Raw genomic sequence first — 17,419 nt, 5'->3', positions numbered from 1 at the left:
CTCAGCTGTCACCACGCTCCTCACGGACCTTCTCGATCAGCGCGTCGGCGATCTGGGGCATGTTGGAGAGGCTGCCGGCGCTGCTGGGCGTGACCAGGTAGCGGCCGTCGATCACCAGGGCGGGCACGCCCATCAGGCGCATGGCGCGCAGCCGCGAGTGGGCCTGGTTGACCTTGCTCTTCACCGCGAAGGAGCCGAGTGCCTGGCGCGCCTCCTCCTCGCTGACGCCGTAGCCGCTGAAGAAGTCGGCCAGGTCATCGGTCTCGGTGAGACGACGGTTCTGCTGGTGGATGGCGTCGAAGAAGTCGGCGTGGACCGCCTCGACGATGCCCAGCTCCTCGGCGGCGTAGAAGGCCGCGGCGTGCTTGTTCCAGTCGCCGCCCATGGTGCCGGGCAGATGCACCACGCTGACGTCCTCATCGAGGGTCTCGTACCAGGCGGTGACGTGCTGCTGCAGGTTGTAGCAGTGCGGACAGCCGTACCAGAACGCTTCGGTGACCTCGATCTGGCCCTCGGCGACGCGGGTCTCGACGGGCTGGGGCAGCACCTCGTAGTGCTGGCCCTCGACCAGCGGGGAGGCGGTGGCCAGGCTCGACAGGCCGAGGCCGGCAAGGGCGAACATCAGGGGCTTGAACATCACGAACTCTCTCCTTGAATGATCCGGCGGGGCCGGGCGTCGCTGCCTTTGAGCGCGTTCGCCACCGAGGGTTCCCTGGTGGCGGCCGGGCCTGCGACGATACGACAAGGGCGGCCCGTGGGCCGCCCTGGCGCGTACTGAGCGGGGCATCGCTATCTGCGACGGGCCTGACTCAGTGCAGGCCCAGCACGTAGTTGGCCACGGCTTCCATGTCGGCATCGCTCATCTTGGCAGCGATGTCGCGCATGATGTTGGCCGGGTCGTTGGCCCGCTCGCCGGAGGCGAAGTCCTGCAGGGTGGCGACGGTGTACTCGACGAACTGCCCGGAGAGCGCCGGGTAGATGGCGCTGCCGATGCCTTCCCCGGTGGGGGTGTGGCAGGCGGCGCAGGCCGGGATGCCCCTGGAGAGGTCGCCGGCCCGGTAGAGCTCCTCGCCGCGCTCCAGCAGTTCATAATCCGGGTCGACCTGGCCCAGGTTGGCGTCCTGGTCGGCGAAGTACTTGGCGACATCCCAGGCGTCCTGGTCCGAGAAGTCGTCTACCTGGCCGGCCATCTGGGGCACCAGGCGGTGGCCGTCACGGATGTCCATGATCTGCTTGGCGGTGTAGGACATCTGCTGGCCGGCGAGATGCGGGAAGGCCGAGGAGGGGCTGATGCCGGACTGGCCGTGGCAGGCGGCGCAGCTCTGCGCCTTCTCGCGGCCCGCCGCCGCATCGGCGTCGGCCTCCAGGTCGGCGTGGGCGGCGCCGACGGCGCCCATGGTAAATGCCAGGCTTGCCAGTAACTTTCTCATCGCTAATCCACTTTGCCGTTACATTGTTGACCGGTACGTACCCTGGGAGCCGCCCGGATCGCGAGCCTGCCCGGGGCCTTGCGCAGGCGCCGGCGGTTCGCGGACGTCGAGGGCGCGGTGGTACACTAGCGTGCCCCGGGTCGCAGACAAAAGACACTGCATTATACCGAATCACCCCGGCGGCGGGAATGCAAGCCGCGCCCCGTCTCCCTTCGACCATCGTCAGGATGTCATCGCCATGGCGCGACTCAACTATCAGACCGCCCGTTTCCTCACCAGCGCCCCGACCCTGGCCCAGTGCCCGCCCGACAGCGGCGCCGAGGTGGCCTTCGCCGGACGCTCCAATGCCGGCAAGTCCAGCGCCATCAATACCCTGACCCGCCAGAAGGCCCTGGCGCGCACCTCCAAGACCCCCGGCCGGACCCAGCTGATCAACTTCTTCACCCTGGGCGAGGATGCCGACCGGCGCCTGGTGGACCTGCCCGGCTACGGCTTCGCCAAGGTGCCCGAGCAGGTCAAGCTGGAGTGGCAGCGCCACCTCTCGGACTACCTGCAGCGCCGCGCCTCGCTGCGCGGCCTGGTGCTGGTGATGGACGTGCGCCACCCGCTCTCGGAGTTCGACCAGACCCTGCTGGGCTGGGCGGATGACAAGGCGATGCCGGTGCATATCCTGCTCACCAAGGCCGACAAGCTGAAGCGCGGCGCGGCGGCCAGCGCCCTGCAGCAGGTGCGCTCGCGGCTGCGCGAGTGGGAGGATCTGGTCAGCATCCAGCTCTTCTCGTCGCTCAAGGGGCAGGGCGTCGAGGAGGCGCATGCGCGCCTGGACGCCTGGCTGCTGGACTAGTTCCCAGCGCTATCGCAGACGTATACATCGCTCAAGGCTTTCCCGGCGACAGGTCCTCGAGGGGGCGCTATGAATACGTCCCTGTAGGCTACCTCGGCCATCCTTGGTCCTCGGACCCCCTCTCCGTCCTGTCCCCGGCGCCTTTCGCTATCAGAGCCTTTCGTTATCGCTGCCTTTCCAGCCAGCGGATCAGCGCCGGCAGCTCGCGGACGTGGTCGAGGCGATGGATGCCGGCGGGCAGGGCGCGGTCGTCCGGGCCGATCCAGGCCGCCTGCATGCCCAGGCGCCGCGCCGGCAGGGCATCCTCGGCCCAGGAATCCCCTACGTGCAGCGCCCGTGATGGCGGGGTGCCGAGCCGGGCCAGGGCGGCCAGGAAGGGGCGCGGGTCGGGCTTGGGGGCGAGCAGCTCGCCCGCGGCGATGGCCACCGGGAAGTGGCGCCCCAGCGCCAGGCGGGCGATCTCCACGTTGCCGTTGGTGATGCTGGCCAGCCGGTAGCGGCTGCCCAGCTCGTCCAGCAGCTCATCCACCTCCTCATGGGGCGTGACCTCGTGCCTCAGCACCATGAAGCGCTCCATGGCGCGGCTGGCCCAGTGGTCGGCGTGCTCCGCGGCCAGGCCGTACTCGTTAAGCAGCTCAGCCAGCGCACGGTGGCGCAGCCAGGTGAAGTCGCCGCGGCGCAGCGGGTGGGCGCCGGCCAGGCGAAGGCGGCGCTCGATGAAGGCCGCCAGGGGGAAGCGTTCGGCGAAGCGGCCGCGGGCGTCTGACGGCGATGCCCCGTCGGCGTGGCCGCCGAGGCGCTCTTCCAGCCGATCTTGCATCCGCCCTTCCAGCCATTCGTGCAGCGCCGCGTCCAGCCAGGCGTAGTGGCCCTCCTCGGTGCGCCGCATCACCCCGCCGTTGTCCCACAGGGTGTCGTCCAGGTCGAAGGTGATCGCCTCGAGTCTCACGATGGTTCCTCGTCGGGGGCCGCGGCGGTCCGGCGCCGCGCCCGCGGGTGGGCGGCGTCGTAGCTGGCCGCCAGGTGCTGCCAGTCGAGCCGGGTATAGACTTGGGTGGTGGCCAGGTTGGCGTGGCCCAGCAGCTCCTGGACGGCGCGCAGGTCCTGGCTCGACTCCAGCAGATGGCTGGCGAAGGAGTGGCGCAGGCGGTGGGGGTGCAGGTGCTCGTCGAGGCCGCGGCGGCGAGCGATCAGCGCCAGGCGCTGCTGGATGGCGCGGTGGCCGAGGCGGGTGCCGCGCTGGCCCACGAAGAGCGCCGTCTCGCCGGGCGCCGCCAGGGTCTCGCGCAGGGCGAGCCAGGTGTCCAGCGCGCGGCGCGCATGGCGGCCCACCGGCACCTGGCGGGGCTTGCCGCCCTTGCCCAGCACCCGCACCCGCTCGGGCTGCAGGTCGGTCAGGTCGAGGCCCGCCAGCTCGGCCAGGCGCAGGCCGCTGGAGTAGAAGAGCTCCAGCATCGCCTGGTCGCGCACCGCCAGCGGCGAGCCGTCGTGAGGGGTCTCCAGGAAGCCCTTCAGACGGTCGACGTCCACCGGCCGCGGCAGGTGGCGCGGCTGGCGCGGCGCTCGGGTCAGGGCCACCGGATTGTGGGTCAGCCGGCCGGCGGCCACCAGGTGGTCGGCCAGCCGCGAGATCGCCGAGCGCCGCCGGGCCAGGCTGCGCGGGGCCAGGCCCCGGGCGCGCTCATCGCCCAGGAAGCGGCGCAGCAGGGCGGCGTCCAGCCGTGACCACTCCTCGATGCCGCGCTCGTCCAGGAAGGCCAGCAGGGCGGCGAGGTCGCGGCGGTAGGCGTCCAGGGTGGCCGGGCTCGCGGTACGGGCGAGCCCGCCCAGGAAGGCCTCGACCTCGCGGGCCAGGGGCGCGGCAGAGGGGGGCTCAGCCATGGCGCCCGGCGTGGCGCACCAGCAGCCGGGCCACCACGTCGCCCACGTATTCGGTGAACAGGGTATCCATGCTGGCGCGGAAGTGATCGGCGTCGGGGCTGGCCAGCACCAGGTAGCCCAGCGGCTCGCCCAGGGTCAGCCGGGTGATGGCACAGGAGCCGGAGCGCCGTGGCGCCGTGGTGTGGGGCAGCAGCCGCTTCCAGTCGGTGGGGGTGAGCCGGGTGCAGCGGCTGGTGCGGCCGTCGAGCAGGGCCGCCAGGCGTGAGCCGGCGTGCTCGTCGAGCACCTGGCGCGGCGCCTGGGGCGGCTGGGGCTCGGCGTCGGTGAGGCTGGCCGGACACCACAGCGCCACCGCCGGCGTGGAGAAGCGCTCGCAGAACTGGGTGGCCAGGGCCTGGCCCAGGGCGTCGCCGTCCTCGGCCTCCAGCAGGGCCAGCACCAGCTCCCGGGTGCGGCGGTACTGGGCCTCGTTGTGGCGGGCCGACTCCAGCAGCTGCTCGAGGCGCCATTCGGCCTGCTCGGCGCGGGTGCGCAGGTCGTGGACCAGCCGCTCCAGCAGCGAGGTGGCGCCGCGGGCCTCGGGATGCGGCACCTTGAGCTGCTGCAGCAGGCCCTCGCGACCGACGAAGAAGTCCGGGTGGGTGGCCAGCCATTCGGCGACCCGGTCCGGGTCGAGGGTCTTGCGCGGTTCGGGGGCGGCTCGTGACATGCGGATTCCTCGGCGGTCGGCCCGATGGGCTCAGGTCAGGATGATGCGGCCGTCATAGACGCGTTCGGCGGGGCCGCTCATGGCCAGGGAGGTGCCGGGGCCTCCCCATTCGATGCTCAAGTCGCCTCCGGGCAGGTGCACGGTGACCGGGCTTTCGAGCAGCCCCTGGCGGATGCCGCAGGCCACCGCGGCGCAGGCGCCGGTGCCGCAGGCCAGGGTCTCGCCGCTGCCCCGTTCAAAGACCCTCAGGCGGATCTCGTGGGGGGAGACGACCTGCATGAAGCCCGCGTTGACCCGCTTCGGAAAGCGCGGGTGGGACTCGATGGCCGGGCCCAGGCGCGCCACCGGGGCGCGGTCGACGTCCTCGACCCGCAGCACCGCGTGGGGGTTGCCCATGGAGACGACGCCGATCTCGACGCGCTCGCCGTCCACCGCCAGGAGGTGCAGCGGGCGATCCTCGGCGGCATCGAAGGGCAGTGCCTCGGGGGCGAAGCGCGGCTCGCCCATGTCGACCCGCACTCGCCCGTCATCCTCGACCAGCAGCACCAGCGGGCCGCCGGCGGTCTCCACGTGGATCTCGTGCTTGTGGGTCAGGCGCTGGTCGCGCACGAAGCGGGCGAAGCAGCGCGCCCCGTTGCCGCAGTTCTCCACCTCGCTGCCGTCGGCGTTGAAGATCCGGTAGCGGAAGTCCATGTCCGGGTCCCGGGGCGGCTCGACGATCAGCAGCTGGTCGAAGCCGACGCCGAAGCGGCGGTCGGCCAGGCGGCGGATCTGGTCGTCCTGCAGGCGCGCCCGCTGGGTGACCAGGTCGATCACCATGAAATCGTTGCCCAGCCCGTGCATCTTGGTGAAGTGCAGCAGCATCAGCGCGCGCCCTCCTCGTCGTCGGGCAGCAGCGCCTCGCCGGCCCACAGCTCCTCGAGGCGCTCGCGGCGGCGCACCAGGTGGCTGGCCTCGCCGTCCACCATCACCTCGGCGGGGCGCGGGCGGCTGTTGTAGTTGGAGGCCATCACGAAGCCGTAGGCGCCGGCGGAGCGCACCGCCAGCAGGTCGCCCGGGGCGATGGCCAGTGTACGCTCCTTGCCCAGGAAGTCGCCGGTCTCGCACACCGGGCCCACCACGTCGTAGGTGGCACTCTCCCGGGCGCGGCGGGTATCCACCGGCAGGATCGCCTGCCAGGCCTGATAGAGGGCGGGGCGGATCAGGTCGTTCATGCCGGCATCGACGATGGCGAAGTTCCGGGTCTCGCCGGGCTTGAGGAACTCCACCCGGGTCAGCAGCACGCCGGCGTTGGCGGCGATCGAGCGGCCCGGCTCGAAGAGCAGGGTCAATCGCTCGCTGCCCGCCCAGCGGGAGAGGCGCTCCAGCAGGGCCGAGGCGTAGTCGAAGGGCGCCGGCGGGTGCTCGTCGCGATAGGGCACGCCGAGGCCGCCGCCGAGATCCAGGTGCTCCACCTCGATGCCCCGCTCGCGCAGGCGCTCGAGCAGCACCAGCAGGCGGTCCAGGGCGTCCAGGAAGGGCGCGAGCTCGGTGAGCTGGGAGCCGATATGGCAGTCCAGGCCGCTCACCTTCACATGGGGCAGGCTCGCGGCCAGCTCGTAGACCGCCAGCGCCTCGTCCACCGGGATGCCGAACTTGTTGTCCTTGAGCCCGGTGGAGATGTAGGGGTGGGTGCCGGCATCCACGTCCGGGTTGACCCGCAGCGACACCGGGGCCACCTTGCCGAGCCGGCCGGCCACCTCATTGAGGCGCTCGAGTTCGGGACGCGACTCCACGTTGAAGCACTTGATGCCAACCTCCAGCGCCCGGGCCATCTCGGCCTCCTGCTTGGCGACACCGGAGAAGACCACCTTGGCGGGGTTGCCGCCGGCGGCCAGTACCCGCTCCAGCTCGCCCACGGAGACGATGTCGAAGCCGGCGCCCAGGCGGGCCAGCAGGCCCAGCACGGCGAGGTTGGAGTTGGCCTTCACCGCGTAGCAGATCAGGTGGGGATGGCCGCCCAGCGCCTCGGTATAGGCGCGGAAGTGCCGGGCCAGGGTGGCCTTGGAGTAGACGTAGCAGGGCGTGCCGAACTGCTCGGCGATGCGGGTCAGGGGGACCTCCTCGCCGTAGAGCACGCCGTCGCGGTACTCGAAATGATCCATGCCTAGGTCTCGCTGTCGTCGGGGGCGGTGGCGGCGTCGCGGGGGCCGTACTGCTCGGCCGCCTGCTCGTCATCGGGCAGGTAGAGGGGGCCCTTCTGGCCGCAGCCGGCCAGGCCCAGCGCCATGACCAGCGCCAGGGGCAGGGCGGCGAGTGCCAGGCGGCGCATCAGGCGCCGGCCTCCGCGGCGCTCTCCATCGCGGCCAGGGCGTCGCGGGCGCGCTGGGCGGCGGCGCGCACCTGATCCGGGGCGGTGCCGCCGATATGGTTGCGGGCGGCCACCGAGCCCTCCAGGGTCAGCACCTCGAAGACGTCGCCTTCGATGACGTCGGAGAACTGCCGGAGCTCCTCGAGGCTCATCTCGGAGAGATCCTTGCTCTCGCGGATGCCATAGGCCACGGAGAGGCCGACGATCTCGTGGGCGTCACGGAAGGCCACGCCGCGGCGCACCAGATAGTCGGCCAGGTCGGTGGCGGTGGAGAAGCCGCGGCGGGCCGCCTCGGCCATCTGCGGTTTCTTCGGCTCGATGGCCGGCACCATGTCGGCGAACGCCTTTAGGCAGTCCTTGACGGTGTCCACGGCGTCGAACAGCGGCTCCTTGTCCTCCTGGTTGTCCTTGTTGTAGGCCAGCGGCTGGGACTTCATCAGGGTCAGCAGGCCCATCAGGTGGCCGTAGACTCGGCCGGTCTTGCCGCGCACCAGCTCCGGCACGTCGGGGTTCTTCTTCTGCGGCATGATCGAGGAGCCGGTGCAGAAGCGGTCGGGCAGGTCGATGAAGTCGAACTGGGCGCTGGTCCACAGCACCAGCTCCTCGCTCATCCGCGACAGGTGCATCAGCAGCAGGCTGGCGAAGGCGGTGAACTCGATGGCGAAGTCGCGATCGCTCACCGCGTCCAGGCTGTTCTCGGCGGGGCGCGCGAAGCCCAGCAGCTCGGCGGTGACGTGGCGGTCGATGGGGTAGGTGGTGCCGGCCAGGGCGGCGGCGCCCAGCGGCATCACGTTGAGCCGGCGGCGGCAGTCGAGCAGCCGCTCGTGGTCGCGGGCCAGCATCTCGTGCCAGGCCAGCAGGTGGTGGCCGAAGGTGACCGGCTGGGCCGTCTGCAGGTGGGTGAAGCCGGGCATGATGGTGTCGGCCTCGCGGTCGGCCAGCTCGATCAGGCCGCGGCGCAGGCGGGCGAGCTCGGCGGCCACCCGGTCGATCTCGTCGCGCAGGAAGAGGCGGATGTCGGTGGCCACCTGGTCGTTGCGGGAGCGGCCGGTATGCAGCTTCTTGCCGGTGATGCCGATCTTGTCGGTGAGCCGCGCCTCGATGTTCATGTGCACGTCTTCCAGCGCCACCGACCACTGGAACTCGCCGCGCTCGATCTCGCCGGCGATCTCGGTCAAGCCCTGAACGATGGCGTCGCGCTCGGCCTCGCTGAGCACCCCGACCCGTGCCAGCATGGTGGCATGGGCGATGGAGCCCTGGATGTCGTGGAAGGCCAGGCGCTGGTCGAAGTCGACCGAGGCGGTGAAGCGGGCCACGAAGGCGTCGGTGGGCTCGTTGAAGCGGCCGCCCCAGGACTGGTTGGTGCCGGCGGTGGTGGAATCTGCGCTCATCGGACTGGGCATCCTGCGTAACGGGTTGCGGTGAAGCGGGGCCACAGGGCCCCGGCGCCGCCGCGGCGGCGCTGGCTGGACATGCCGGGCAGTGTACCAGAGTCCGTCGGCGTGGCGAGGGGGCGCCCGGGGCGTCGATTTCTCCTGCCCTGCCGGGTGCTTTATGATGACAGCCGATATGCTCTAGAGAATGCCAATACCACCGGGCGCCGGCGACGCTGGACGCCGGCAGGGGAACCGGTACAGGGAGAACTTCGTGCAAGCCATCACCAAGCTGCGTATTGCCACCCGCAAGAGTCAACTGGCCCTGTGGCAGGCCGAACATGTCCGCGACCGCCTCATGGAGCTCCACCCTGGCCTCGAGGTGGAGCTGGTGGCCATGTCCACCCGCGGCGACAAGATCCTCGATACGCCGCTGGCCAAGGTGGGGGGCAAGGGGCTGTTCGTGAAGGAGCTGGAGGAGGCGATGCTCGACGGCCGCGCCGACATCGCCGTGCACTCCATGAAGGACGTGCCGATGCACTTCCCCGAGGGGCTCGGCCTCTCGGTGATCTTCGCCGGCGCCGAGGCCACCGACGCCTTCGTCTCCAACCACTACCGGAGCCTCGACGAGCTGCCCGAAGGGGCGCGCATCGGCACCTCCAGCCTGCGCCGCGGCCTGCAGATGCAGGAGGCGCGCCCGGACTTCGAGATCCTCTCCCTGCGCGGCAACGTCCAGACCCGCCTGGCCAAGCTCGACGCCGGCGAGTTCGACGCCATCATCCTGGCCACCTCCGGGCTGCGTCGCCTGGGCCTCGACGACCGCATCGCCATGGAGCTGCCCCCCGAGGTGTGCCTGCCGGCCTGCGGCCAAGGGGCGCTGGGCATCGAGTGCCGCCTCCACGACCCCGAGCTGATCGGTCTGCTGGCGCCTCTGGACGACCCCGACACCGCCACCCGGGTGCGCGCCGAGCGCGCCATGAACACCCGGCTGGAGGGCGGCTGCCAGGTCCCCATCGGCGGCCATGCGGTGTTCGAGAATGACGGCCAGACCCTGTGGCTGCGCGCCCTGGTGGGCACCCCGGACGGCAGCCGGGTGCTGCGCGCCGAGGGGCGTGGCTCCATCCACGAGCCGGAGGCGCTGGGCATCCGCGTCGCCGAGGAGCTGCTCGAGATGGGCGCCGGCGAGATCCTCGCCGAGGTCTACGGCGCCGGCTGATGGGGGCCCAGCCGGTCGTGATCACACGCCCCGGCGAGCGGGGCGACGTGCTGGCCGCGGCCATCGAGGCCCGCGGCCTGCCGGTGGCCCGCCTCGAAGCGCTGCGCTTGGAGGCGCTGCCCGAGACGCCGGAGCAGCGCGCCGCCTGGCTCGACTTCGACCAGTTCCGGCGGGTGGTGGTGGTGAGCCCCTTCGCCGCCGAGTGTCTGGCCGAGGCGCTGGACCGCTACTGGCCGCAGCTGCCCGTGGGCATCGACTACTACGCCGTGGGGGCGGCCACCGCCGCCGCCCTGCACCAGGCGCTCGGCGTGCGGGTGCATGTGCCGCCTGCCGCGGCCGGCGAGGACACCAGCGAGGCGCTGCTGCGGCTGGGCTCCCTGCAGCGCCTCGACGGCGAGAAGATCCTGCTGGTGGCCGGCGAGGGGGGGCGTACCCTGCTGGCCGAGACCCTCGCCGCGCGCGGCGCCCGCCTGACCCGCCTGGCGGTCTATCGCCGCACCCCGCTCTCCCCCTCACCCGACATGCAGCGCCGCCTGGCCCGGGGCGACTTTCGTGCCCTGGTGGTCAGCAGCGGAGAAATCCTCGAACATCTGGCAAGATGGTGCACAGGTGCCGCCTTGAACCAACCGCTAATCGTTTCCAGCGCCCGGTTGGCTACACTGGCCGGCAAGCTGGGGTTTCGTGCCCCTGTCGTGGCGTCCGGCGCCACGCCGACCGCGCTGACGACGGCCTTGGCCGCCGCCTGTCACCCGCAGGAAGCCGATGTCGATCAAGACGATCTCGAAAAGGGCTAGCGACAAGATGAGCAAGCAACCACACGAGCAGGATGAACAGAAGGCGTCTGACGGCGCGCAAGCGGCGACCTCGGGCGGCGACGCCGGCAAGGGCAATCATCAGAACCGGCGTCGTTCGCGGCGCTACGACAAGACCACTCAGGACGCGGCCTCCCAGGACTCGGCTCAGCCGGCCGGGGCCGCGGAGAGTGCCGAGTCGAAGCCCGCTGCGAACAGCGCCGCCGCGCCGGCCCAGGCCTCGGGCAAGCCTGACGCCGCGGCGGCCGGCAGCACGCCCCCGCCGGCCAAGCCGGCCGATGCCTCCAAGGCTGCTGGCGCTGCCGACAAGGGCAAGCCCGCCGAGCCCCGGCCGGTATCCGGCGGCAGCGGCGCGGGTGCCGCGGCTCCCCCGGCTGGCGGCGGTGACGGCAAGGGCGGCAAGGCGGGCCTCGCCGCCATCGTGCTGGTGATCCTGCTGGCCATCGCCGTGGTGCTGTTCGGCTGGCAGGCGTGGCAGAAGCTCGAGGCCCAGCAGGCGCGCATCGGTGAGCTGGAGTCCGCCTCCGGCCAGTTCGCCAGCGCCGCCGACCTGGCGGGCCTGGAGAGCCGCCTGGACGAGGGCGAGCGCGAGCGCGACGCCGCCCTGGACGACGCCATCGCCAGCCTGCAGGGGGAGTTCGCCGACTATCGCGGCGAGGTCAACCAGACCCTCGACCGGGTGCTCGACGAGCTCTCCAGCGAGCAGGAGGCCGACGAGCGCGACTGGCTGCACGCCGAGGCCGCCTACCTGCTGCGCCTGGCCAACCAGCGCCTGCAACTCGAGCGCGACGTCGAGGGCGCGGCCGCCCTGCTGCGCACCGCCGACCAGCGCCTGCGCGAGGCGGACAACCCCGCCCTGGTGCCGGTGCGCCGCGAGATCGCCAGCGAGCTGGCCGCCCTGGAGGCCGTGCCGCGGGTCGACCGCACCGGCCTGTGGCTGGCCCTCAACGCCCAGCAGCAGCAGATCGCCCGCCAGCCGCTCTCCCAGGAGATCGAGGAGATCACCGTGCGCTCCGGCATCACGGAGGCGCCCAGCGGCACCTGGCAGCAGCAGCTCTCGCGCTTCGGCCAGGAGCTCAAGGAGCTGGTCACCATCCGCCACCATGATGCCGACCTGGAAGCGCTGATCACCCCCGAGCAGGAGTCCTACCTGCGCCAGAGCGTGCGCCTGGTGCTGGAGCAGTCCCAGCTGGCGCTGCTCAAGGAGGAGCAGTCGCTCTTCGAGGCGAGCCTCGACAAGGCGCTGACCCTGATCGAGGGCTACTACGATACCGACGCCTCCGGCGTGCAGTCGGTCGTCGAGCGTCTGGGTGAGCTCAAGGCCCAGGCGATCCGTCCGGAGCTGCCGGACATCAGCGGCTCCCAGCAGGCCCTGGCCACCTTCATCGAGCGTCGCTTCGAGTCGCGCCGGGGAGATGACGCATGAGAAAGCTGATCCTGATCGTCGTCCTGGGCCTGGCGCTCGGCGCGCTCTTCGGCCAGCTGATGATGTCCGTGCCCGGCTACTGGCTGGTGCGCGTCGGCGACACCTCGGTGCAGACCTCCTTCTGGTTTGGCCTGGTGATCCTGCTGGCCGGCTTCCTGGTGCTGCACTTCGCCCTGCGCGTGCTGATGCGCCTGACCCGTCCGGTCTCGCGCTTCAAGGTGTGGAACAGCCGCGCCCGCAACCGCAACGCCATGAAGCGCACCGTGCGCGGCCTGGTGGCGCTGGCCGAGGGGCGTTGGAAGAAGGCCGAGAAGTCGCTGGTCAAGGCGGCGGACGACTCCAGCACCCCGCTGGTCAACTACCTTTCCGCGGCGCTAGCGGCCCATTACCAGGGCCGCTTCGACCAGGCCGACACCCTGCTCAAGCGGGCGCACCTGAGCACCGAGGGGGCCGATACCGCGGTGGGCATGATGCAGGCCCAGCTGATGCTGGACCGCCAGCAGTACGAGGAGGCCCTGGCGATCCTCACCCGCCTGGACCGCCAGCTGCCCAACCATCCCCAGGTGCTCAAGCAGCTCAAGCAGGCCTACCTCAGCGTCAGCGACTGGGACGGCCTGCGCCGCCTGATGCCGCGCCTCGGCGCCCAGCAGTTGATCTCGAAGGAGGAGCGCGACCAGCTCGAGCAGCGCGCCTACCGTGAGCTGATCGTGCGCGAGGCCCGCGAGGGTAGCGATATCGAGAAGGTGCGCGGCCTGTGGGCCGACATGCCCGACCACCTGCGCGGCAACATCGACCTGATCGTGCTCTACGCCGAGGCGCTGGTGCGCGGTCGTCAGGAGCCCATCGCCGAGCGCCTGCTGCGCCACTCCCTCAAGGAGCACTGGGACAGCCGCCTGGTGCTGCGCTACGGCCTGCTCGACGTGGATGCCGCGCGCCAGCTGGTGACCGCCGAGAAGTGGCTGCAGGAGCGGCCCAACGACCCGGACCTGCTGCTGACGCTGGGTCGCCTGGCGCTGCGCAACGCATACTGGGGCAAGGCCCAGGAGTACTTCGAGGCGAGCCAGCGCCAGCGCCCCAGCGGCGTGGTGTGTGCCGAGCTGGCGCGGCTCTACGCCAACCTGGGCGAGCACAACAAGAGCCAGCTCTACTATCGCCAGAGCGTGGAGCTGCTCGACAAGTCGCTGCCCTCGCTGCCCCAGCCCCGCGAGGACAAGGACGTGCTGGCCGAAAAGACGCCCTCGAAAGCCAAGCCCGAGGACGCCGCGGGCAAGGGCGGCAAGCCTGCGGGAGAGAAGGCCGACGAGAAGAAGCCGGCCTGAGGCCGGGCGGCCCCGGCCACCCTGCCACCACCCGAGAAGGGGGCGCCATCCGGCGCCCCCTTCTTGTTTCTGCTGGCGGCTCCTGCCTTCTTCCTCGCTGCTGGCATGGCTCCGCGGGACCCGGCCACGGGGTGGCCAGGGGGCGACGCCGTGGAGCAGGAAAAAGGCGGGGCTGCCGATGGCAGCCCCGCCTTGCCTTGTGAGGGTGCTGAGCCGACGGCTCAGTCCTCGTCGAAGTCCCCCTTGAACTCGGGGTTGGGCTTCGAGCGCGGGTCCTCCTCGCCCGCGCGGCTGCTCTCGCCGGAGCGGGGCTGGCCGCCGGGGCGCCCGTCGATGTCGAAGTTCTGCTGCATGATGCGCAGGTTGGCGGGAGGCGCCTCGCCCTCCTTGCCCACGCCGAAGTAGAGGGTGGTGTGGGGGAAGGGGATCTCGATGCCCTTGCCGTCGAAGTGCAGCTTGACCAGGCGGTTGTAGGCGCGCCCCACGGCCCACTGGTTGCCCGGGGTGGTCTTGATGCGCACGCGGATGTTCACCGAGCTGTCCGCCAGGGCGGTGACGCCGGCCACCTCCAGCGGGGCGAGGATGTTCATCTTGTGGTCGTCGCCGGCCGCCAGCTCGTCGAAGGCCTCGCGCAGCGCCACGATGGCGTCGTCGATGCTCTCGCGGTAGGCGATGCCGTACTCGCCCACGTGGTAGCCGAACTCGCGCATGTAGTTGGAGACGGTGTCCACGCTGGAGAAGGGCACGATGTGGTAGGTGCCGTTGACGTCGCGGATGCCCACCGAGCGGATGCTCAGGCGCTCGGCGGTGCCGGTGATGCCGCCCACGGTCACCACGTCACCGGTGTTCATGGCGTTCTCCACCTGGATGAAGATGCCGGTGATGATGTCCTGGACCAGCTTCTGGGCGCCGAAGCCGATGGCCAGGCCCAGCACACCGGCACCGGCGATCAGCGGACCGATATTGATGCCGATCTCGGCCAGCACGATCATCGCCGTCATGGTGATCAGGGCGATGGCCAGGGCGTTGCGGAACAGTGTCAGCAGGGTCTTGGCGCGGGCATCGGGCTCGCCGGTGCCGGTCTCGGGGTTGAGCTTGTGCTCGATCAGGCTGGCCAGGCCAAGCCAGGCGCCGATGGCGATCACCAGGATCATCGCCACGCTGACCAGCTTGCCGACCAGGCCGCGACCCGCCTCGGAGGCGTACCAGCCCGCCAGGTCGAAGGCGCCCCAGGCGCTGAGCACCAGCATGATCACCAGCACCAGGATCAGGGTGCGGATCACCCGCAGGGCGTTGGGCACGTAGCTGTTGAGGCGTGGCTCCAGCAGTGGCAGCTTGCGGCGCAGGTCATCGGAGAGGGTGATGCGCCGGCCGATGGTCTGGGTCAGGAAGCTGGAGAGCAGCATGCCCACCACCACCGCGGCGATGGTCCTGAGGGTGGCGAAGAGCACGAAGGGCAGGGCATCCACCGGCCGGGTCAGGGTCACCACCAGCACCATCACGAAGTAGGCCAGGGCGAACAGGTGCCAGGTGCGGGCGAAGAGCTGCAGGCTCACCCGGGTGGCGGCCATGGTGGCGCGATTCGCCTTGTCGTTGATGGCGTCGCGCAGCCGCAGGCGATTCTTCATCACCACGATCACCGCGTAGAGGAAGGCGCCGAACATGATCAGGGTGCCGACCCCCTGGCCCAGGGCCGGGGCGATGTAGACGTTGATCAGCGGCACCACCACCATCAGGCCGTAGCCCACCAGGCCGATCAGCCGGGCGATCCAGCGGTTCCAGTAGGAGGCCTCGGCGGCGGTGATCGGCAGCAGGCGCAGTCCCTCGTAGCGCGACGAGAAGAGCACCCGCAGCGCCGCCTTGAGCAGCTCGATCACCAGGAAGGCATTGAGGAACAGCGAGGCTCGGGTGGAGAGCTCGCCGGTTTCGCCGATGGCGAAGGTGGCGACCAGGTTGCCGCCCACGTAGGCCAGTGCCACCACCAGCACGTCGACGAGGGCGGCCAGGGCCACGCAGATCACCAGGCGCAGCACCGGGGTGAGCCCCTCGCCGTTGAGCGACCACTGGCTGATCCCGGTGAACAGCGGCTTGGCCAGGCGCCGGAAGGCCACGAACAGCGCCAGGGTGGCCAGGATCACCAGGCCCAGGTTGACGGTCGCGCTGGTGAAGGCCGCGGTGTCGAAGGTGCTGTCCTCCAGGCCGCCGGTGAAGAGGTCGCCGACCGCCTCCACGGCACTGCCGAACTGGCCGCCGATATCGCTGGCGACGCGGCTGGTCAGCTCGGCCAGCTGGCGGGGCAGCGAGGCCTGGGCCTCCTCTGTGGGGGGCTCGGCGGCGGGCGCCTCGGCCATGCCGCGCAGCTGCTCGATCAGCTGCCGGCGGGTCTCCTCGTTCTCGAGCAGGTCGGCCAGGGTGGCATTCGCCGTCTGGCTGCCCGCGTCGGCCGGCTGGGCCTGGGCCGGGCCGGCCAGTGCCAGCAGGGCGATCAGCAGCCAGCCGAGCATCAGGGGTAGGGCTCGCATGGGGTTCACGCTGTGACCTCCGTCTCTTGCGTGTGGGCGATGGGACTTGTCCTCGATGACGCCTTACGCATGATACGGACTTTGCCGGACGACCTCGACCCGGGTTGTCCCGAGTCGGCGCCATTGTACAGGGCGTGTAGACCGCGAAAGGGTGCCTCGGCCTTCGCGCTCAGTCGGGAATCTGCCAGGTGGCGGGACACTCGGCGGCGGGGTAGAGCCGCTGGGCGGTGGTGGCGTTGCAGCGCACGACGAGCCGGCTCCGGTGGGCGTCGAGGGCGGCCATCAGCGCCTCGTCGGGGTGGCGCACCGTGAGCAGCACCAGGCCATCGTGGCGGGACAGCGCGAAGCGTTCCGCCAGCGTATCCCCCAGGGGGTCGAGCCTTTCGGGCCGGTGGTCGACCACCAGGCGCAGGCGCAGGGCCTCGATGTCGAGCAGGTTGGCGTGCAGGTCGGCCTCGCCGAGCCGGGCCAGCACCTCGGCCACCAGCGCCTCGTCGAGGAAGCCGCCGTCCCGGGGGGCGATATCGAGCAGCACCTGGTCGTCGCGCAGCATGAAGGCGGGCTGGCGGTCGCCTTCGCCCGCCTCGGGGCCGATGGTGCTGGGCGGGGCCTCGGGGTCCAGAAAGGAGCGCACCGTCAGCGGGATGCCGGCCCGCTGCAGCGGGGCCAGGGTACGCGGGTGGATCACCTTGGCGCCGTGCCAGGTCTGCTCCAGGGCCTCCGCGTAGCTCAGGCGAGGAATCTGGCGCGCATTGGCGAAGCGCCGCGGGTCGGCGTTGAAGAGTCCCGGCACGTCCTTCCAGATGGTCAGCTCGTCGGCGCCCAGGGCCTCGGCGAGGATCGCCGCGCTGAAGTCGGAGCCCTCGCGGCCCAGGGTGGTCATGGCACCCCTGGCGGTGGCGCCGATGAAGCCCTGGGTCAGCAGCACCTCGTCGCACTCGGCGGCAAGCGAGGCGATGCGCTCTCGGGTGGTCGCCCAGTCGATCTCGGCCGCCTGATGATGCTCGTCGGTGACGATCAGCGCCCGGGCGTCGCACCAGCGGGTCGCCACGCCGACCGCGTTGAGCCAGGCGGCCACCAGGGTGGTGGAGAGCAGCTCGCCCATGCCCACGGTCTGGTCGTAGTGGAAGGGGTAGGGCGCCTCGCGGTGGGCGGCGTGGGCGGCGTCCAGTTCGGCCAGTCGCTGCTCCAGCGCGTCGGCCACGCTCGAGCCCGGGCCGAACAGCGCCTCGGCCACGCCGAGGTGGTCCTCGCGGATCGCCGTGAGCCGATGGCGATACCCCGCCTCGTCCTGCTCGCGGGCCGCCCGCAGCAGCGCCTCCAGGGCGTTGGTGGTCTTGCCCATGGCCGAGACCACCATGGCGCGGGGCCGCGGCGCCTTCTCGGCCAGCAGGCTGCCCAGCCGGCGAATGGCGTCGGCGTCCCGGATCGAGGCGCCGCCGAACTTGTAGACCCTGCACCTTGCGGCCTGCGTCATCACGAACTCCCTGTGGCAGTGGCTTTGCTCCACCATAGAGGCCCGGGAGGCGGGGGTGAA

General features: G+C 71.1%; 16 protein-coding genes. 5 read left to right on the top strand and 11 right to left on the bottom strand.

Annotated elements, in window-relative coordinates:
* Nucleotide 1: 1 nt before the first annotated feature.
* The gene (locus D1793_RS13770; protein ID WP_119022663.1) at nt 2-637 is read right to left on the bottom strand and encodes a thiol:disulfide interchange protein DsbA/DsbL; all 636 of its coding nucleotides are present in this window, start codon (nt 635-637) and stop codon (nt 2-4) included.
* 172 nt (nt 638-809) lie between these two features.
* The gene (locus D1793_RS13765; protein ID WP_119022662.1) at nt 810-1,430 is read right to left on the bottom strand and encodes a c-type cytochrome; all 621 of its coding nucleotides are present in this window, start codon (nt 1,428-1,430) and stop codon (nt 810-812) included.
* 238 nt (nt 1,431-1,668) lie between these two features.
* Here D1793_RS13765 and yihA point away from each other — a divergent pair, with 238 nt between their 5' ends.
* A complete protein-coding gene (gene yihA / locus D1793_RS13760; protein WP_119022661.1) occupies nt 1,669-2,274 on the top strand; it encodes a ribosome biogenesis GTP-binding protein YihA/YsxC in 606 nt (201 codons plus the stop codon).
* A gap of 163 nt (nt 2,275-2,437) precedes the next feature.
* On the opposite strand, the gene D1793_RS13755 is transcribed toward yihA, so the two are convergent.
* Genes D1793_RS13755 through argH form a run of 7 tightly spaced genes read right to left on the bottom strand, consistent with a single transcriptional unit; the run spans nt 2,438 to nt 8,605 of the window.
* Nucleotides 2,438-3,223: an HAD family hydrolase gene (locus D1793_RS13755; protein WP_346426384.1), complete on the bottom strand. Its 786-nt coding sequence runs from the start codon at nt 3,221-3,223 to the stop codon at nt 2,438-2,440.
* The gene (locus D1793_RS13750) at nt 3,220-4,155 is read right to left on the bottom strand and encodes a tyrosine recombinase XerC (RefSeq protein WP_119022659.1); all 936 of its coding nucleotides are present in this window, start codon (nt 4,153-4,155) and stop codon (nt 3,220-3,222) included. The genes D1793_RS13755 and D1793_RS13750 overlap by 4 nt, the downstream gene beginning before the upstream one ends.
* Nucleotides 4,148-4,864 (bottom strand): DUF484 family protein, encoded by a 717-nt coding sequence (locus D1793_RS13745; protein WP_119022658.1) that lies wholly within the window; start codon nt 4,862-4,864, stop codon nt 4,148-4,150. Before D1793_RS13745 ends, D1793_RS13750 begins: the two co-directional genes overlap by 8 nt.
* 30 nt (nt 4,865-4,894) lie before the next feature.
* Nucleotides 4,895-5,728: a diaminopimelate epimerase gene (dapF, locus tag D1793_RS13740; protein WP_119022657.1), complete on the bottom strand. Its 834-nt coding sequence runs from the start codon at nt 5,726-5,728 to the stop codon at nt 4,895-4,897.
* Entirely contained in the window at nt 5,728-7,008 is a 1,281-nt protein-coding gene (gene lysA / locus D1793_RS13735) for a diaminopimelate decarboxylase (RefSeq protein ID WP_119022656.1), read from the bottom strand. Before lysA ends, dapF begins: the two co-directional genes overlap by 1 nt.
* Before the next feature lie 2 nt (nt 7,009-7,010).
* The gene (locus tag D1793_RS13730; RefSeq protein ID WP_119022655.1) at nt 7,011-7,175 is read right to left on the bottom strand and encodes a lipoprotein; all 165 of its coding nucleotides are present in this window, start codon (nt 7,173-7,175) and stop codon (nt 7,011-7,013) included.
* Nucleotides 7,175-8,605 carry an argininosuccinate lyase gene (gene argH, locus D1793_RS13725; protein WP_119022654.1) on the bottom strand — a complete coding sequence of 477 codons (1,431 nt, stop codon included), beginning with the start codon at nt 8,603-8,605 and terminating at the stop codon, nt 7,175-7,177. Before argH ends, D1793_RS13730 begins: the two co-directional genes overlap by 1 nt.
* Before the next feature lie 256 nt (nt 8,606-8,861).
* On the opposite strand from argH, the gene hemC reads away from it, so the two are divergent.
* The 4 genes from hemC to D1793_RS13705 are packed head-to-tail and all read left to right on the top strand — an operon-like array spanning nt 8,862 to nt 13,360.
* A complete protein-coding gene (hemC, locus tag D1793_RS13720; protein WP_119022653.1) occupies nt 8,862-9,803 on the top strand; it encodes a hydroxymethylbilane synthase in 942 nt (313 codons plus the stop codon).
* Nucleotides 9,803-10,597 carry a uroporphyrinogen-III synthase gene (locus D1793_RS13715; protein ID WP_119022652.1) on the top strand — a complete coding sequence of 265 codons (795 nt, stop codon included), beginning with the start codon at nt 9,803-9,805 and terminating at the stop codon, nt 10,595-10,597. Before hemC ends, D1793_RS13715 begins: the two co-directional genes overlap by 1 nt.
* A gap of 7 nt (nt 10,598-10,604) precedes the next feature.
* Nucleotides 10,605-12,041: a uroporphyrinogen-III C-methyltransferase gene (locus D1793_RS13710; protein ID WP_119022651.1), complete on the top strand. Its 1,437-nt coding sequence runs from the start codon at nt 10,605-10,607 to the stop codon at nt 12,039-12,041.
* Nucleotides 12,038-13,360, top strand: a complete 1,323-nt coding sequence (locus D1793_RS13705; protein WP_119022650.1) for a heme biosynthesis HemY N-terminal domain-containing protein — start codon at nt 12,038-12,040, stop codon at nt 13,358-13,360. Before D1793_RS13710 ends, D1793_RS13705 begins: the two co-directional genes overlap by 4 nt.
* Nucleotides 13,361-13,581: 221 nt before the next feature.
* Here D1793_RS13705 and ybiO read toward each other — a convergent pair whose 3' ends face one another.
* Together ybiO and D1793_RS13695 are read right to left on the bottom strand one after the other, a co-directional pair.
* Nucleotides 13,582-15,891, bottom strand: coding sequence for a mechanosensitive channel protein (ybiO, locus tag D1793_RS13700; RefSeq protein WP_119022649.1), 2,310 nt, complete (start codon nt 15,889-15,891; stop codon nt 13,582-13,584).
* A 160-nt stretch (nt 15,892-16,051) separates the two neighbouring features.
* Nucleotides 16,052-17,359: an aspartate kinase gene (locus D1793_RS13695; RefSeq protein ID WP_162899973.1), complete on the bottom strand. Its 1,308-nt coding sequence runs from the start codon at nt 17,357-17,359 to the stop codon at nt 16,052-16,054.
* Nucleotides 17,360-17,419 lie beyond the last annotated feature (60 nt).

Source organism: Halomonas sp. JS92-SW72 (genome assembly GCF_003547075.1).
Lineage (GTDB): Bacteria > Pseudomonadota > Gammaproteobacteria > Pseudomonadales > Halomonadaceae > Halomonas > Halomonas alkalicola.
The sequence above is the reverse complement of the archived record's forward strand: the minus strand, read 5'-3'. Positions and strand labels throughout refer to the sequence as shown.

Coding starts and splice junctions, on each gene's coding strand:
- D1793_RS13730 (WP_119022655.1), bottom strand. CDS start 7,175: ATGCGCCGCCTGGCACTCGCCGCCCTGCCCCTGGCGCTGGTCATGGCG.
- argH (WP_119022654.1), bottom strand. CDS start 8,605: ATGAGCGCAGATTCCACCACCGCCGGCACCAACCAGTCCTGGGGCGGC.
- lysA (WP_119022656.1), bottom strand. CDS start 7,008: ATGGATCATTTCGAGTACCGCGACGGCGTGCTCTACGGCGAGGAGGTC.
- D1793_RS13715 (WP_119022652.1), top strand. CDS start 9,803: ATGGGGGCCCAGCCGGTCGTGATCACACGCCCCGGCGAGCGGGGCGAC.
- D1793_RS13705 (WP_119022650.1), top strand. CDS start 12,038: ATGAGAAAGCTGATCCTGATCGTCGTCCTGGGCCTGGCGCTCGGCGCG.
- D1793_RS13695 (WP_162899973.1), bottom strand. CDS start 17,359: ATGACGCAGGCCGCAAGGTGCAGGGTCTACAAGTTCGGCGGCGCCTCG.
- D1793_RS13710 (WP_119022651.1), top strand. CDS start 10,605: ATGAGCAAGCAACCACACGAGCAGGATGAACAGAAGGCGTCTGACGGC.
- D1793_RS13745 (WP_119022658.1), bottom strand. CDS start 4,864: ATGTCACGAGCCGCCCCCGAACCGCGCAAGACCCTCGACCCGGACCGG.
- dapF (WP_119022657.1), bottom strand. CDS start 5,728: ATGCTGCTGCACTTCACCAAGATGCACGGGCTGGGCAACGATTTCATG.
- D1793_RS13750 (WP_119022659.1), bottom strand. CDS start 4,155: ATGGCTGAGCCCCCCTCTGCCGCGCCCCTGGCCCGCGAGGTCGAGGCC.
- yihA (WP_119022661.1), top strand. CDS start 1,669: ATGGCGCGACTCAACTATCAGACCGCCCGTTTCCTCACCAGCGCCCCG.
- D1793_RS13765 (WP_119022662.1), bottom strand. CDS start 1,430: ATGAGAAAGTTACTGGCAAGCCTGGCATTTACCATGGGCGCCGTCGGC.
- D1793_RS13770 (WP_119022663.1), bottom strand. CDS start 637: ATGTTCAAGCCCCTGATGTTCGCCCTTGCCGGCCTCGGCCTGTCGAGC.